A 14,369-nucleotide genomic window follows, 5' to 3' on the forward strand; every position below is an offset into this window, starting at 1 on the left:
CTCAAAATATTTTATTTTTACTATTATACTTAACGAAGAAATTTTTTTAAATTTATGTTAATTAACCAAAATCGTTTTAAGCTTCTTATAAGAAAAATGGACGTAAGTTTCTGTTTGTAATAATTTTTTATACTTCTGAAACAACTAATATAAATAGAAAAGATATATGATGATAGATTTTATGCATTATATTGTTATATGGATTATCACGTAATATTTTTTGATTACAATTTATTAAAAAATCTTACTGCTGTGATGACCTAGAAATAATATGGTATTTAATTTTAAATGTTTGATAAAAATCTGAAAACCAAAAATACTTCTTTTACCAGCATAAATATTCGCCGATCCTGTTTGTTCTCTTAATTACTATATATTTTGATTTCACTAAAAAAATCAAATGGGCGTGTTTGGTAGATTTTTTAGGAATGTTTGCATAATTTTTTTGAATCCGTAACTAGGATACATTCCTTCTCGCATAAATAAATTCCGTAACGGTGAGCAATTACGTAACAATCCAAGTCCAACACTTCGCACAATATGAACAGGCAACATATCGGAAAGTAAAGCAGAGTTAAGCGTATGAACAGCTCCACTTCTGATAATTATATCAGGTGTTCGACATTTGTTATAACGCACAATAATCATTTCAGCGTTAGAATCGGATATTTGGTTGGGTAAAATATCAATCAAAGTTTGGACATCACGAAATCCTAAATTTAATCCCTGTGCTCCAATAGGAGGAAAAACATGGGCTGCTTCGCCTATTAATATTATTCGGTTGGCAGCAAAACGATGAGCAATAAGTCCTGAAAGTGGCCATGCTTGAATTGGTGTTTCTAATGTCAGTGTTCCAAGCATAGACTGCATTTGATCTTCCATTATTTTTTCAATTGTTTTTGACCCTATTGTTAACAATTTCTCAGCACGAGAAGGACTAACAACCCATACAAGACTGGATTTTTTTCCTAGTAATGGAACCTGTGTAAATGGACCATTTTCTGTATGAAATTCAGTTGATGTATTTTGATGAGAAAACTCATGAGAAAAATTGAGAACAAGTGCTTTTTGCGGATAATTCCACTGCTTAACACCTATACCTGCTGCCGTTCGTGTTGGAGAGTGACATCCATCAGCAGCAATAACAAGAGAGGTTTGAATATCTCTACCATCTTCAAGAGTAATAGAGACATGTTTTTTTTGATAATGAAAAAATTTTGCTAAAGAAATAAATCTTATGATATTAGGTGTATGTGCAATTTTAGAGACTAAAGCATTGTTTAACTCTATATTAGGGATATTATAACCGAAAGCCTCTTCACCAATTTCAGCAGAAGAAAAATTTACAGTAGGGGCACGAACGCTTCTAGAGGTTATGTCTATAATTCTCATGAATGATAAAGGGGCGGCATGTTGTTTAAGAATATACCAAATGTTGAGTTTTTGAAGCATACGTATTGCCGGCATCATAAGAGCAGTTGTCCGTAACTCATTTGCACGAGTAGGTGGACCAATAAGACAAACAGAGCAGCCCTTATGTGCAAGACTAAGCGCTGCTAGCATACCCACTGGTCCCGCACCAATGACAGCAATATCTTTATGCTTGTTTTTCAATGTCACAGCGGATTGAGCCTTTTTCCATTTACCAAATATTTTAATGTTTCTAAAAAAATAATCTCTTTTTATTGTATGAAGATCTTCTATTATATTATGTAATAATAATGCGATATAAAAAAGTAACCTTTTTATGATTTTTGTACGGTAAGTCATATCATAAGTAAAAATGGCGTATTGGTATATTGATGAAAATTTTTGAAGCAAGGATAAGAAAACTTTGAAACGTAAGTTAACAAAAAAGATTAAAAAGAATGCCGATCTATTGCGCCATAAAAAAGTAACGATGCCACAAGCAAAGGCTTTTTCTGTCCATTTATTAACAGCTTCAGGTTCATTTTTAGCATTTCTTTCTCTAATATCGGCATCTCAAAAAGAATGGACTGCTATGTTTTGTTGGCTTGGATTTGCACTTCTTGTTGATGGTATTGATGGGCCAATTGCGCGCAAACTTGATGTCAAATACATTCTACCAACTTGGTCCGGAGAACTTTTAGATAACATTATTGATTACGTAACTTATGTTTTAATTCCAGCTTTTGCACTTTATCAAAGTGGTTTAATGGAGTCAGAACTATCGTTTTTATTGAGTGCTATCATTGTCATTTCATCCGCTATTTATTATGCAGACACTGGAATGAAAACCAAAGAAAACTTTTTTAAAGGTTTTCCTGTGGTTTGGAATATGATGGTTTTCGTGCTTTTTGTAGTAAAACCAGGGGAGTGGGTTACTTTTATCATTATTGTTTTGTCAGCAATTATATCTTTTTTACCAATTTATTTTATTCATCCAGTAAGAGTTATTCGTTTGCGGTGGCTTAATTTTCCAATTTTTCTTTTATGGTGCTCTTTTGGCCTAGCCGCATTTTTTTACAAACTAGATGCTCCATATTGGGTTAAACTAGGAATTTCAGTAACAGGCATTTATATATATTGTATTGGTGCTATCATGCAGCTATTTCCTAAATTGGGTGAGAAAAAACAAAAATAGATACTTTGGGAAAGGTATGAGATGCAGATTGATTTTGGGGCGGGTAATGATATTCTTTTTAAAAAAGAGGGACATGCTGGCATTATAAAGCTCACGCGTCCTTTAGCGTTAAATGCTCTTAATCATCGAATGGTTTACGCCTTAAAAAAAGCTCTCAACACTTGGGCAACAGATGATGGTATTTCTTGCATCTTAGTTGAAGGAGAGGGACGTGCTTTTTGCGCTGGTGGAGATGTTGTAGAAATCTATCATACGGATTCTTCTTACCAATATTTTAGCGACGAGTATCGTTTAAATGCTTATATTAAGCGTTTTCCAAAACCCTACATTTCTTTTTTAAACGGTATTTGGATGGGAGGAGGGGTAGGTATTTCCATATACGGTTCACACCGAATTGTTACAGAAAATGCGCTCTTTGCTATGCCAGAATGTGCTATTGGATTTTTTCCAGATGTTGGTGCAAGTTTTTTCTTACCATCTCTTCCTGATCATTTTGGTATTTACCTTGCATTGACTGGCGCGCGCATAAAATGGGGTGATTGCTTAAATTTAGGGTTAGCAACACATGCTGTTCCTGAAATTGATTTAGAGTACATTAAAAAAACTATTATTGAACAAGGAGATCTTAAATTAGCTTTAGAAGAACGAGCAATAACGAAAGACTATGAAACAAGTCATGAAATACGCTGTATTATCAACGCTTGTTTTGGTGCCGATACGTTGGAAGAATGTCTCGAATTGCTTGATAGAAAAAGCAAAGAAGGCATTTTATTTGCCAAAAAATGTTATGATATTTTGCGATCACGCTCTCCAATAAGTTTAAAAGTGACTTGGAAACAAATGAAACGAAATCTATCTCAAACTTTAGAAGATTGTATAAAAATTGAAAATCGCATCGCACATCATATGATAAGTTCGCATGATTTCCGTGAAGGTGTGCGTGCAATGTTAATTGATAAAGACAAAACACCTAAATGGCAGCCAAACAAACTTTCGTCAGTAACAGATGAAATGATAGATGCTTATTTTCAACCTGTTGAAAAAGAATTATTATTTTGAAAAAAGATTCTCAAAAACAGATCGCAAAAATCAATTTAATTTATAAGTGTTATTTGCGTTTTTTAGCGCTCATTTGCTTAGCTTTAAGCGTTTTTTATTGGGTGCGTCTCGTTGGTGTTCTGCCAGGTATTCTATGGCGTTTTGATCTCATGCCATGGCAGTGGCAATTTGCATCAGCCATATTAGCTATTGTTTATCCTATCGCCTTAATCGGACTTTGGATGTATTCACTATGGGGTGTTGTTTTATGGTGCATTGCTGCATTTACTGAAACAGTAATGATATATTATTCTGCTTCTATTTCTATCGTACTGTTACTTTATGGGATGTTATTTCTAGCCTTTGTGATAATACAGATTATCAAAATTAATGTTTTAAAAAAGAAATCGTGATCATGATTAAGTGGCAATTTAAGTTTTCGGGCCAGAATGAACTGACCCGATTTTTAATCTTAAAAGCTTATTAAGTCTTCTTAAACAAATTAAACAAAAGGTACCCACCACAAATCGAAAACACTATTGTATTTTGTTGAAAATATCCATAATAATGTTGAAACTGTTCCCCAAATTGCCATTGCTGCCATGTAATTTATATCCTTTCATTTTTAAAAGTTCCATAATATATATTATGCGATAATGTTATGACGTAGAAAAAATAAAGAGCCTAATCTATACGAAAACAGAGCAACCCTTACTTTAGACACGTATTGTTCATATTTATGTCGCATAATTCATCTTTTAAACAAAATTATGGCAAAATTTTGACAAAAATATTTTAGACAATAAATAACATATTAAAAACTTGGCTTTAAGTAATATGACTTAAAGCCAAAAAAAATACATATGGTATAATAATGCGAAATTATTGTGGTAGTTTACAATGTTTCATATACGCAAGGTCACTTAAAACAGCATTACGGTTATTTAGAGCAGCAATTTCGTTACTCTCACTTGATTTTACATCTAGAAAAAACAAAGCAGGAACAAAGACAACACTTGCTGCTGTTAAAGCTACGTTTTTATTTCTTGCCTTAGATCGCTCTGCAGCTGTGTCATTAATCTGACGTCTATTAGCAAAAAACTCTCGTTGAATATCACCACAGCTCATTGCTCCATCGTGTAATGTTGTAACTGAAATGTTTTTTTCTACACGTCCCCCACATGCTGATAAGAAAATCGCTAAAATCACAATACATGTTACCCGCTTAAAATAGCTATACATAGAAACCTCACTCTAATATAAAAAGTAGACATAAATAAGTTGAAAATAAAACAAAATAAAGGCTATAATTTAAAAGAATTTTTTAGTTAACAGGAAATATTTGGTTGCTAGATCGGTACATCTATTTCAAAAACAAGCCCTTGATATGCAGGTGTAACATATGATGGGACATAGTTTACAACTTTACTGTAATCAAGAGATCTATCCATATGAGTGAGTATAGCTTGTTTTGGTTTTAAATATTTTATCCATTGTATTGCTTGATCAACGGAAAGATGACTTGGATGAGCTTCAAATTGCAGCGCCTCAATAATTAAAACATCCAAATTCATTAATTTTGGTAATGTTTTTTCAGGAAATTTACTCACATCTGTACAGTAAGCAACATTACCAATACGAAAACCTAAAGATTGAATTTTCCCATGACATTGCAAATGTGTATTAACGATTATTGCTCCTCCCCGCCCCTGAATTATGAACTGGCTCTCTTCGTTGATAAGATGCTCTTTTAAAATGGGTGAATAAGATGAACCTTTTAGATTTTGAAAACAATATCCGAAAGCATTTTTCAAATGCCCTAATGTGCAAGTGTCTGCATAAATATCGATTAAGCATTTTTGTGCAAGCGCATAACTGCGCAAGTCATCAATACCGTGAATATGATCTGCGTGAAAATGCGTATAGAGTGCAGCATCAAGATGGTTTACACAAGCCTCAATCATTTGTGATCTAAAATCTGGACCAGTGTCAATAACGATAGTTGTTTTTTTTCCGGATGTATGAACGCGTTCAACTAATAAAGAACTTCTATAGCGTTTATTTTTAGGATTATTGGGATCACAAGCTCCCCAATCACCATTAGGGCGTGGAACTCCTGGAGAGGAACCACAGCCTAATATTGTAAATCGGTATTTATCAAACATACCTTTTACCTTATTTCATTTTGCTAAATAAACGAAAAGCATTGCAGGTTGTTATCTGAACTGTTTTTTCAATGCTTAAGCCAATTGTTTCAGCTAAAATAGCTGCTGTATGACAAACAAAAGATGGCTCATTTCTTTTTCCTCGATGAGGCATAGGCGCTAAAAATGGTGCATCTGTTTCCACCAATAAATGTTCATGAGGCACAATTTTTGCTATTTCGCGGATTTCAAGCGCATTTTTAAAAGTAAGAATGCCTGAAAAAGAAATATAACCACCAAGTTCAATGCCAGCACGAGCAAGTTGCATTCCAGATGAATAACAATGAAGAACGAATGGAAAAGCACCTTCTTTTATTTGTTCGCGTAATATTTTTTCCATATCCAAATCGGCATTGCGTGAATGTATGACAAGAGGAAGCTGTGTTTCTCGAGAAGCAATGATATGTTCTTGAAAAACTTTCTTTTGTTTTTCTGGTGAAGAATAATTATAATGATAATCAAGGCCAGCTTCTCCAAACGCAACAATTTTAGGATGCTGTGAGTATTGAATAAGCTCTTCGGCTGTAATATTCTGTTCTTCATGGACATGATTGGGATGCGTGCCAACGGAACAAAAGACTTGCTGATAAGTCTGCGCAATTGCTAAAAGCTTATCCAACTTATGAACATGTGTTGAAATTGTTATCATACGTTCAACGTTAGCATCTAAAGCCCGCTGGATAATATCATTCAAATCTTGTGAAAAATCTTCAAAATCAAGATGACAATGTGTATCAATGAGCATACTAAGTCTCGTCTTTCTTTAAAATATAACGGGGGAAAATGGGTTCTGGTGGTGGAAGATCAAGGCCTTCTTGAATTTTTGAATGATTAATATGATGCAATAACCGCTTGTCTTCTGCTATCGCAAGGCTATCAAGAAGTTTGGTCGCTGACTGTGGTATGAAAGGTAAGAGCATAATTCCTATTCGCCGTAGAATTTCTACAGTTACGTAAAGAACTGTAGAAAATCTTTCTGGATTACTTTTCCGTAAACTCCAAGGTTGTTCGCTAGCAAAATAGCGATTAGCATCTGCTATAACTAAAAAAATAGCTGAAAGTGCTAAATGCATCCCATGGCAAGACATGGCTTGGCGTACAATTTTAAGTGCTTGAAGAGATTGTTCTAAAAGCTGTTGATCTTGAACTAAAAATGCAGCTGGTATAGGAACTTTTGCCTCACAATTTTTGGCAATCATAGACAAAGAGCGCTGTGCTAAGTTACCAAGATCATTAGCAAGATCTGCGTTAATGCGATTCACAAAACTATCATGGCTATAACTACCATCTTGTCCAAATGGTACTTCACGAAGAAGGAAGTAACGTACCTGATCAAGACCATAGTGATCAACCATTTCAAAAGGATCAACGACATTTCCAATGGATTTTGACATTTTTGTACCGCGGTTAAGTAAAAAACCATGAGCAAAAATATGCTTAGGAAATTCAATTCCAGCAGACATTAAAAATGCTGGCCAATAGATTGCATGAAAACGAATAATATCTTTACCAATAATATGAGTATTTGCAGGCCAAAAATCTCGTTTATTCGCAGTTTCATCGAAAAAGCCAATTGCTGAAAGATAATTTGTCAGTGCATCAACCCAAACATACATCACATGTTTTGGATTATTTGGAACAGGAACTCCCCAATTAAAACTTACACGTGAAATGGAAATATCCTTTAAACCCGATTTGACAAAACTTATAACTTCGTTACGTCGTTCAGGCGGAGCAATAAAATCAGGGTGTTTTTCATAATATTCAAGAAGAGCTTTTTGATAACGGGACAGTCTAAAAAAATAACTTTCTTCTTCGTTCCATTCAACTGGAGATCCTAACTCCTTTTCGCGACGGATATTATCTTCCCCAACTACAGTATCTTTTTCTTCATAATAGGCTTCCTGACGAACTGAATACCAACCAGTATAACGACTAAGATAAATATCACCATTTGCTTCCATCTTTTTCCAAATGTTTTGACAAGCCTGATAATGGCGCTCTTCTGTGGTTCGAATAAAATCGTCATTAGAACAATTTAATACTGCAAGCATTTTTTGAAATGCTGCGCTATTACGGTCTGCAAGCTGTCTAGGTGTTATACCTAACGCTTCTGCTGTCTGTTGCATCTTCAAGCCGTGTTCATCTGTACCAGAGAGAAAAAATACATTTTTTCCGTCTAATCGCTGAAAACGAGCCAAAACATCGCTTGCAATTGCACTATAGGCGTGCCCAATATGTGGGGTACCATTAGGATAAAAAATTGGAGTTGTTATGTAATATGTGTCGCGCATGTCAGACTCGTTGCAAAATACAATAAAAGCTACAATGACATAACGTCTGTTAATCACATTGTCACGGAAAAAGCTCAGTCTCACGAATGATCTTATGAACTTTAAAAAGCAGGTTAATAATGAATTGCTTTTTATCGAGATTAAATGACTGTATTTCTCCTATTTCCTGATGAATCTCCTGCCATGTTTGCGCACATTTTTTTGAAAGATACAAATCTTCCCTCTCAACAAGCATGATAGCTTTTTTTTGAATTTTATCAAGAATTTCATCGCAAAATTGTTGAAATTGAATTCCTGAAGAAAGAGATGAAAGTGTTTGTGCAATTGTATGTACAACAGTTGGATTGCAAACGGATTGCTCCAAGAGAGTATCAATGGTTTTAATAATTTCAAAACCACCATCGCAAATAAGTAAAGCAGCTTTTCGAGGGCTTCCTTTGGATCTTTTAATAATCATTTCAACAGTTTTTTCATCAGGTAAATTCTGATTGGAAAAAATATGTGTAATGGCTTTTTTCATCTCATCATCACGCAAGGAACGCAAGGAAATTTGCTGGCATCGTGAGCGAATTGTTGGGAGCAATTTTCCTAGAGAATGTGTGATAAGAATGAATAAGGTCTTTGTAGGAGGTTCCTCAAGTGTTTTAAGGATGGCATTGGCTGCACTTCTATTCATATCATCTGCAGGATTAATGATAACAATACGCCACCCATTATCTTGCGATGTTTGATTTAAAAAATGCATAACATCGCGGATATCATCAATGAGTATACCTGTTTTAAATTTTTGCGTTTTTAAATCAAAACGACGTGAAATATGTAAAAGGTTAGGATGACTCCCCTGTGTAATTTTGTGCCATGTAATAGAATTATTCTCTGGTTGCAAAAAAACATCTCTTTGAGAGCTTAAAATATTCCAAGCAAGATGAAATGCCAATGTGGACTTGCCAATTCCATATTCTCCTTCAAATAATAAAGCATGATGTAAATTTCCCCCCTTAAGCATTTGTGCCAAAAAGTGACGAGCATCCTCATGACCAAAGATCTTATTATTCTGTGAAGGGGATAAAACTGTCGCGATATCATCATATTGGCGCAAAAAATTTACATCATTCATGAAAACTGATCCAACATTGCTTGATAACAAATATCTCTTATTTGATGCGCAATAACTTCCACTGTATCTGTGGCATCAATTACGCGAAACCGATGAGGCTCCTGTTTAGCTAATTGCAAAAAGGCTTGCCGCCTTTGTTCTTGTATCTCTAAATTATCTTTTTCAAAATAATCTATTGTTTTTGTTATTTTTTTTCTTCGCAAATTTGCACGCTCCATACCATATATTGCTGGTATATCTAACAAAAATGTTAAATGAGGCATTGCCCCATTAAGTGCAACACATTCTAAAACAGTAAGAGTAGAATAATTCACGCGATCATTGAGTCCTTGATAAACGCGTGTGGAATCAATAAAACGATCACATAAAACAATTTTTCCTTTTTGTAATGCAGGTATAATAACTTCACTAACATGATCAGCACGCGCTGCTGTAAACAAAAGCGCTTCCATTAAAGGTCCATAATGTTGAGCTTTACCAGACAATAGAATATAGCGGATTGCTTCTGCACCTTGTGTCCCTCCTGGTTCTCGCGTTGTAACAACGTCATAACCTTGGCCAGAAAGATATTGAGAAAGCAAAGAAATTTGCACTGTTTTCCCCGCTCCCTCCCCTCCTTCGAATGTAATAAAATAACCTGACACGTATAAACCTTAATCTTATCTAGCTCGTATTATAAATATTTTCGTAACCATCCAATTGTTATTTCATAGAATGCATTTTTTGCTTTTATCAAAAAGCTTCCTTCCTGAACATTGTTTCCAGCAAAAACCGTTTTTTCAAGAAGAACTTTTTTATCTTCTAAAATTTGTAGAACACCAACAGGTTGCCCTAAAACAATCGGTGCCTTTAAAGGACCATGATATTTAATTTTTGCCTTAATATTCATTTTTTTTTCATTCGAGAGCATAAAGCTTATCGGTTCTTTAACAATAAGAGAAACAGAATTTTTTATTCCACCATAAACAGAAGCATGGCCAACCGTCTCTCCCTTTTTGAAAATTGTTTTAAGATCAAAAGCTGTCATTCCCCATTGAAGAATGCGTTCTACTTCCGTTGTACGCCTTTTAGCATCTTGCAAACCATTTATTGCTAAAAAAAGACGTCGTTGATTTTCATAAATGGTAACAACCATTGAACCTCCATCCTTTTCGCTATAGCCAGAACTAAATCCTTCAACGCCAATTTCTTTAGAAATAAGAGGATTTTTGTTCCGTTGAAAAATATTATTCCAAGTAAAGTGAGGTTCACGGTAAATCATGTAGTAATCAGGATACTCATGAACAATATGACGCACTAATGTAATCATATCATGTAATGTTACAAATTGCCCCTCTTCAGGAAGCCCTGTTGCATTAACAAAATGACTATGTGATAATCCAAGTGTTTTAGCTCGCTGATTCATCAGTTTAGCAAAATCAGCCTCACTTCCTGATATTCCTTCAGCGAGAATAATAGCCGCATCATTACCATTGACAATAATTAAACCACGCAGAAGGTCAGAGATACTAATTTCTGTTTTTACTTTTGCAAACATAGTGGTTGTACCAGAAGGTGCTCCACCTTTACGCCAAGCATTTTCACTGACCTTAAATTTCTGTGTAGTGCTTAACGCTCCTTTTTTTAATTGATGAAAAACGACTTCAGCCGTCATCAATTTTGCTAATGAAGCAGGAAAAAAAACAATATCACTTTGTTTTTCAAAAAGTATTGTATCTGTGTTATCATCCAATAACAGTAATGACGACGTAGGAAATTGAAAATTCTGTGCTTTGCCCCCCCCATTTAACGTCAACATCCAAAGTAAGGTAAATAAAACTCTTAATGCTGTATGCATAGCTGCTTCTCCCATATCTAAAGAATCAGCATAAAGAATCTCCTTGTGTAAGAAAAGATTTGTTTTCTGCAAACTGTCATTACAAACTTAGAATAGCTTTCTCTTTTTGCTTATGACTATCAAAATGAACAACACACTATACTCTATTTTTCATTTTTCTTGTAGAATTTATTTTTGATATTTTAATGTACTCGTAAAATGCAAAAATGATACCAAAGTGCATTACCTTTTTTATAGTAACACACAATTTTATTTGTTTTATTTAAGATGAAACATTATTACAATTAACCATTTCTAATTATCTATAATTTGATAATTATATAAAGGTCAGAAAAAACTTGTTTTTTATATGCAACAGCTGTAGCTAATTGACTCTTAGCTTTTTGTTTAACTTATTTATAAAAGCCACTTGATCAAACAGCGGTGGCTTATCAATCAAAACAGGACCAATTTCTGGCAATCTTATAAAAACAGCCTTATTAGGTTGCTTTTGATTATCTGTACTGAATCTTCTTTCTAATGCGGCACTTTCTTTTTCTTTAGACAAATTTGCCAATACCAATGAGGATGAGGCGTAATTTCCTGATGTATAAGAAGCCATTAAATAAGCACCATCATAATGTCCAACTGGTGCTTCAGAGATGTATTCCACTTTAACATTTGCCACACCTGCATTTGCATAACCAAGAATTTCAGCAGCTTGCTTTGATAAATCAATAATTCTATCTTTTATAAAAGGACCACGATCATTAACTCTAACAATGATAGAAGATCCATTTGCTAGATTCGTAACACGAGCATAACTGGGTAAAGGCATTGTTGGATGAGCAGCAGTCAAGAGATTCATATCATAAACCTCACCATTTGCAGTTAAACGCCCATGAAAATCTGAACCATACCATGATGCTTCACCAACACGTTGATAAGTTGGATCATTTTGAGGATAGTACCACTTTCCTTTTATTTGATAAGGTTTACCAACAATGGCTTGCCCACTTCTCTTTTCTTTTGATTGATTTTTTTCACTTAAAGTTTTTTTAGGAAACACAGCAATTTTTACATCTGTTGGCTTATTATTATGATAATAACTCTTTACTCCAAAAAATGCTGTTTGGCTTGCACAGCAAGATACCAATAACTGAGAAACAGCTACTACAGAAACAAATTGAAATGTTGAATTAAGAATGGAAGTAAACTTCTCTTTGCTAATTAAAAGCATCTGTCAGCCCGCTTATTTTTATTGCTATACTGCGAAAACCACATCGCACATTCGCGCAATAGGGAAATTCACATTTCTGGATGATTCCCCTCGCGCGCTTATAGTATCTTGAAAAAGCATCTGCTATCAAGAAATTAATACAACATTAATCTTTTTATGATTTTTCGCAGGAAAAAGATACAATACAATAGACATTGTGTTCAATTAAAAAATAAAAAAATCAATATATTAATAAAAAATATAATCACATAATATAAACTGTGAATAAATATGCTGATTCTGCAAGATAAGCGATAAAACTCTCTGATTAACGTAGAAAAACTATAATCACTGGAGCAATTTAATAATTACGTATCATTTTTCTGGAATTTTAAAATGCTGCTATTGGTGAGCGCGCAGGGATTCGAACCCTGGACCTACTGATTAAAAGTCAGTTGCTCTACCAGCTGAGCTACGCGCTCCCAAACAAGTCAAGTCGCTTGTAGAAAGTGAATGGAACATACGGTCGACTTTTCATTTGGTCAACACCTTTCGAAAAAAAATATTATATTTTGTTTAGTTATCAATACTTTTATGTTTCCCCCTATTCCTCATCACTGTAATAATATAAAATTCTCTTCCTTCCGAATTTGAATAAAAGGAATAATTTTAAAATATAGGAAACGTATGTAGAAACAGGTAAATGAATTTTACAAATAATAAAAACGAACAATAAAAAAGTGATTCTACTGTCTTTAGATGTTTTTCCAACTTTCTAACATGAGCATGGCGTTGGTAAGGTTATAATTTCCATGGACTGGAAGCTTATTCTTATATAAAAATAGAGGAAACATAAAACAGAATTTCAGCATAACTAAAATGATGTTCTAAAATATCAGTCGTGACGATAAAAAGATTATCGTTTAATGTTTTATAGAGTTATAAATACTTATCCTAAAAAAAGAAAAACTGAAATAATATATAAAATTATTCTAAATATACAAAGAATTTTCAATCTTTTTCAAATTTACAGGATGCTTTTTAACTGAAATATTTTATAATAGGATTTATTTTAAGGTAATTTATCTCACTTTATATAAGTAAATCATATAAAAATAATAGATTGCAAATATTTTATATTTATAAAATGAAATTTTAAATTATAGTATATTATATTATTAATATAAAAAATAAAGTAAATTTGTTTGATGCAGTTTCCAAAAAAATGTATAATATTTATAGATTAATATATCTTATCTTCCTTTTTTTCTCATATTTGATGTTTTTAACTGGAATATTGAATGTTAACATGTAAACAATATGAATTACTTTTGTTCATTCATAATCATATAAAAGAAACCGGTGTATCTCCTTCCTTCGAAGAAATGAAAATTGCATTGGAGCTTTCGTCAAAGTCTGGCGTTCATAAGCTTATTATAGCCTTAGCTCAACGAGGTTTTATACGCCGCTTGCCCAATCGTGTCCGCGCAATAGAAGTAATTCGACTTCCAGAAAAAATAACATTTAATCTTTCTTTAGCGCGTAAAATTTCTCCAATTATGATGGAAAAAAACAAAAGAAAAATATTTAAAAACTTAAATGATCTTGATAATTTTGAGATAGAAGAGAAAAAGAATATCACTATCCCTATTATGGGCCGTATTGCTGCAAGTATGCCTGTCTCCGCTATATCACAACAAATAAATACGCTTTCTTTACCACAAGAGATGATTAATTCGGGTGAGCACTATGCTTTAGAAGTTAAAGATAATTCTATGATTGAAGCTGGTATTCTTGATAAAGATACTATAATTGTTAAACGTCAAAATACTGCGATAACAGGTGAAATTGTTGTGGCGTTTATTGACAAAGAAGAAGCAACTTTAAAACGTTATCGACGCAATGGGGGTTCCATTGCACTGGAGGCAGCAAACCCTCATTACGAAACACGCATATATGAATCGGAGCGTATACAGATACAAGGTAAAATTATCGGACTTATTCGCAAATATTAAAAAATAAATTGCACACATATCAAAAATAAAGAAAACTTTTTATTCTTAATAATTTAAAAAA

The 14,369-nt window shown here is 33.6% G+C and carries 13 protein-coding genes and 1 tRNA gene; 4 read left to right on the forward strand and 10 right to left on the reverse strand.

Features of this window, described 5'->3' with window-relative positions; genetic code table 11:
- Positions 1-396: 396 nt before the first annotated feature.
- Positions 397-1,563 (reverse strand): UbiH/UbiF family hydroxylase, encoded by a 1,167-nt coding sequence (locus AC0QT1_RS03500; protein ID WP_473201675.1) that lies wholly within the window; start codon positions 1,561-1,563, stop codon positions 397-399.
- A gap of 271 nt (positions 1,564-1,834) precedes the next feature.
- Between AC0QT1_RS03500 and pcsA the strand changes: the two genes are divergently transcribed.
- From pcsA to AC0QT1_RS03515, 3 genes are read left to right on the forward strand one after another with little or no spacing between them, the layout of a single operon-like run.
- The gene (gene pcsA, locus AC0QT1_RS03505) at positions 1,835-2,605 is read left to right on the forward strand and encodes a phosphatidylcholine synthase (protein WP_473200462.1); all 771 of its coding nucleotides are present in this window, start codon (positions 1,835-1,837) and stop codon (positions 2,603-2,605) included.
- Positions 2,606-2,626: 21 nt separating this feature from the next.
- Positions 2,627-3,664 (forward strand): enoyl-CoA hydratase/isomerase family protein, encoded by a 1,038-nt coding sequence (locus tag AC0QT1_RS03510; protein WP_473201648.1) that lies wholly within the window; start codon positions 2,627-2,629, stop codon positions 3,662-3,664.
- Positions 3,661-4,056 (forward strand): DUF6163 family protein, encoded by a 396-nt coding sequence (locus tag AC0QT1_RS03515; protein WP_473201649.1) that lies wholly within the window; start codon positions 3,661-3,663, stop codon positions 4,054-4,056. The genes AC0QT1_RS03510 and AC0QT1_RS03515 overlap by 4 nt, the downstream gene beginning before the upstream one ends.
- 469 nt (positions 4,057-4,525) lie before the next feature.
- On the opposite strand, the gene AC0QT1_RS03520 is transcribed toward AC0QT1_RS03515, so the two are convergent.
- The 9 genes from AC0QT1_RS03520 to AC0QT1_RS03560 all read right to left on the reverse strand — a co-directional run bounded on the left by AC0QT1_RS03520 (position 4,526) and on the right by AC0QT1_RS03560 (position 12,775).
- Positions 4,526-4,885, reverse strand: coding sequence for a hypothetical protein (locus tag AC0QT1_RS03520; RefSeq protein WP_473201650.1), 360 nt, complete (start codon positions 4,883-4,885; stop codon positions 4,526-4,528).
- Between the two features lie 107 nt (positions 4,886-4,992).
- The gene (locus tag AC0QT1_RS03525; RefSeq protein ID WP_473200458.1) at positions 4,993-5,808 is read right to left on the reverse strand and encodes an MBL fold metallo-hydrolase; all 816 of its coding nucleotides are present in this window, start codon (positions 5,806-5,808) and stop codon (positions 4,993-4,995) included.
- 10 nt (positions 5,809-5,818) lie between these two features.
- Entirely contained in the window at positions 5,819-6,592 is a 774-nt protein-coding gene (locus tag AC0QT1_RS03530) for a TatD family hydrolase (protein ID WP_473201651.1), read from the reverse strand.
- Position 6,593: 1 nt separating this feature from the next.
- Positions 6,594-8,141 (reverse strand): methionine--tRNA ligase, encoded by a 1,548-nt coding sequence (gene metG / locus AC0QT1_RS03535; protein WP_473201652.1) that lies wholly within the window; start codon positions 8,139-8,141, stop codon positions 6,594-6,596.
- A gap of 61 nt (positions 8,142-8,202) precedes the next feature.
- Entirely contained in the window at positions 8,203-9,258 is a 1,056-nt protein-coding gene (locus AC0QT1_RS03540; protein ID WP_473201653.1) for a DNA polymerase III subunit delta', read from the reverse strand.
- On the reverse strand, positions 9,255-9,902 hold the full coding sequence (gene tmk, locus AC0QT1_RS03545; RefSeq protein ID WP_473201654.1) for a dTMP kinase: 648 nt from the start codon (positions 9,900-9,902) through the stop codon (positions 9,255-9,257). Before tmk ends, AC0QT1_RS03540 begins: the two co-directional genes overlap by 4 nt.
- A gap of 29 nt (positions 9,903-9,931) precedes the next feature.
- Complete coding sequence (locus tag AC0QT1_RS03550; RefSeq protein ID WP_473200453.1) at positions 9,932-11,095, reverse strand: D-alanyl-D-alanine carboxypeptidase family protein; 1,164 nt, start codon at positions 11,093-11,095, stop codon at positions 9,932-9,934.
- Positions 11,096-11,459: 364 nt separating this feature from the next.
- Positions 11,460-12,314, reverse strand: coding sequence for a septal ring lytic transglycosylase RlpA family protein (locus tag AC0QT1_RS03555; protein ID WP_473201655.1), 855 nt, complete (start codon positions 12,312-12,314; stop codon positions 11,460-11,462).
- A 385-nt stretch (positions 12,315-12,699) separates the two neighbouring features.
- Positions 12,700-12,775: transfer RNA gene (locus tag AC0QT1_RS03560), tRNA-Lys, on the reverse strand.
- 819 nt (positions 12,776-13,594) lie between these two features.
- On the opposite strand from AC0QT1_RS03560, the gene lexA reads away from it, so the two are divergent.
- On the forward strand, positions 13,595-14,308 hold the full coding sequence (gene lexA / locus AC0QT1_RS03565; protein WP_473200451.1) for a transcriptional repressor LexA: 714 nt from the start codon (positions 13,595-13,597) through the stop codon (positions 14,306-14,308).
- Positions 14,309-14,369 lie beyond the last annotated feature (61 nt).

The organism is Bartonella sp. P12B (assembly GCF_055796185.1).

Excerpts from the sequence above, each read along its gene's own strand:
- AC0QT1_RS03500 (WP_473201675.1), bottom strand. The coding sequence starts at position 1,563 with ATGCTAGCAGCGCTTAGTCTTGCACATAAGGGCTGCTCTGTTTGTCTT.
- AC0QT1_RS03510 (WP_473201648.1), top strand. The coding sequence starts at position 2,627 with ATGCAGATTGATTTTGGGGCGGGTAATGATATTCTTTTTAAAAAAGAG.
- AC0QT1_RS03520 (WP_473201650.1), bottom strand. The coding sequence starts at position 4,885 with ATGTATAGCTATTTTAAGCGGGTAACATGTATTGTGATTTTAGCGATT.
- AC0QT1_RS03525 (WP_473200458.1), bottom strand. The coding sequence starts at position 5,808 with ATGTTTGATAAATACCGATTTACAATATTAGGCTGTGGTTCCTCTCCA.
- AC0QT1_RS03530 (WP_473201651.1), bottom strand. The coding sequence starts at position 6,592 with ATGCTCATTGATACACATTGTCATCTTGATTTTGAAGATTTTTCACAA.
- metG (WP_473201652.1), bottom strand. The coding sequence starts at position 8,141 with ATGCGCGACACATATTACATAACAACTCCAATTTTTTATCCTAATGGT.
- AC0QT1_RS03540 (WP_473201653.1), bottom strand. The coding sequence starts at position 9,258 with ATGAATGATGTAAATTTTTTGCGCCAATATGATGATATCGCGACAGTT.
- AC0QT1_RS03550 (WP_473200453.1), bottom strand. The coding sequence starts at position 11,095 with ATGCATACAGCATTAAGAGTTTTATTTACCTTACTTTGGATGTTGACG.
- AC0QT1_RS03555 (WP_473201655.1), bottom strand. The coding sequence starts at position 12,314 with ATGCTTTTAATTAGCAAAGAGAAGTTTACTTCCATTCTTAATTCAACA.
- lexA (WP_473200451.1), top strand. The coding sequence starts at position 13,595 with ATGTTAACATGTAAACAATATGAATTACTTTTGTTCATTCATAATCAT.